The organism is Vibrio sp. Vb1554 (assembly GCF_033344235.1).
In genome coordinates, this window is record NZ_JAWPOJ010000142.1 from 1 (window position 1) to 1,577 (window position 1,577).

Genomic DNA, 1,577 nt, shown 5'->3' on the forward strand with positions numbered 1-1,577 from the left:
CGCACGGTAAAATATAAATGGAAACTAGAGTTAGTGAGTCTATTTCCGATATCAAACCTCTTGATGTCGAATTATTAGGCAAGCCTATTCATATCATTCGAGATAAGCTTGAAAATTTAATTTCAGAATCTTGTTCAAGCCTAACGAATGAATTGCAAAATTGGCTCAGTACAAACAAAGTGGAAGCTAGCTTAACCTCCGTAGACCTGCATCGATTCTCTCCTGCAATGATGGACAAAGATCAGACATCCACCCATAAGCACCAAGAAGGTGGCATGGTATTTGTTCACGGTGATACTCAGACTCTCGTTAAATTAGCAGACCGTTTTTATGGCGCTAATACAGAGCGTTCAGTCGCAACACTGACTGCCAGTGATCTTCGCCTACAGGAAAGAATCAGCCGCATTATTATCGGTTGGCTAGCACCGCAAGACATGTGGGAAGCATGTGAGTATGAAGCTCCACGCGGCATAGGCTTATGTGTCCAATTAAATATCACCTTTGAAGGTTATCAAGGGTCGATGTACTTAAAACTGGACACGCATCTGATCCAAACCTTGATTGAACAGCTTGAGCTGCAATCAGACGTGGATTTGTATGAACCTTTTTGTCGTTCCCTAGAATCAACGCCAGTTCGTCTTAACGTGGTATTGAGTAAAAAAACGATGGCTCTAAGTGACGTTGTCAGCCTAAAACCTGATGACATCATGCCAATCGAATTACTGAATACCGTACCGGTAAGCATTGGCAATCAACCTCTCTTTACTGGCCGTATTGCTGAGCAAGACGGACAGCTTGTTTTGATTTTTAACCCGGATAAGGAAACGCAGCGATGAGCGCAGCGCCTGAAACTAAAGCGTTCGACACAGATGAACTGAACTTTGATGATTTTCAATTAGAAGACTTTGAAGCTGAAACAACGCGCCAACCTGAGCCTGTTGCTGCAGAGCGCGACCTGAGCTTTTTCAAAAGCATTCCTGTGACTGTCACGCTTGAAGTCGCAAGTAAAGAGATCCCACTTGGTGATTTGATGAAAGCGGGCGAAGGCACCGTCATTGAACTTGAAAAGCTGAACGGCGAACCGTTGGACGTAAAAGTGAACGGTTCCCTACTTGGCCATGCGGAAGTAGTTGTCGTTAATGACAAATACGGTCTTCGCTTGATTGACGTACACGATTCGGCATTAAGCGGCGTTGGTCGATAATTTTTGGTAGGCAGTACAATGAACAATCTGAGCGCTTGGCATCGTTGGTTACCTTTGTTGGTATTGGTGTCACTTTTGTTTGCATTCCCAACAATGGCAGCAGACAACGGCTTAACAATTCTGTCCGTCACGGACGGAGACGCACAACAAGAGTACAGCGTTAAACTACAAATTCTTTTGTTGATGACGGCGCTCAGTTTCCTTCCTGCTTTCATTTTGATGGCGACGAGCTTTACACGCATTATTGTGGTGCTGGCTATCTTGCGCCAAGCGCTTGGTTTGCAGCAGAGCCCGCCAAACCGCGTGTTAGTGGGTATTGCATTAACGCTTACTCTACTCATCATGCGCCCAGTTTGGACGGATATCTACGAGA

At 45.0% G+C, this 1,577-nt stretch carries 2 protein-coding genes and 1 pseudogene; all 3 read left to right on the forward strand.

What is annotated here, in order from left to right; translation table 11 throughout:
- The first annotated feature begins 17 nt into the window (after nt 1-17).
- Nucleotides 18-836 (forward strand): FliM/FliN family flagellar motor switch protein, encoded by an 819-nt coding sequence (locus R8N28_RS24385; RefSeq protein WP_005462796.1) that lies wholly within the window; start codon nt 18-20, stop codon nt 834-836.
- A complete protein-coding gene (gene fliN, locus R8N28_RS24390; protein ID WP_318183569.1) occupies nt 833-1,204 on the forward strand; it encodes a flagellar motor switch protein FliN in 372 nt (123 codons plus the stop codon). Before R8N28_RS24385 ends, fliN begins: the two co-directional genes overlap by 4 nt.
- An 18-nt stretch (nt 1,205-1,222) precedes the next feature.
- Nucleotides 1,223-1,577, forward strand: a pseudogene (locus R8N28_RS24395) (flagellar biosynthetic protein FliP); the annotation flags it as partial.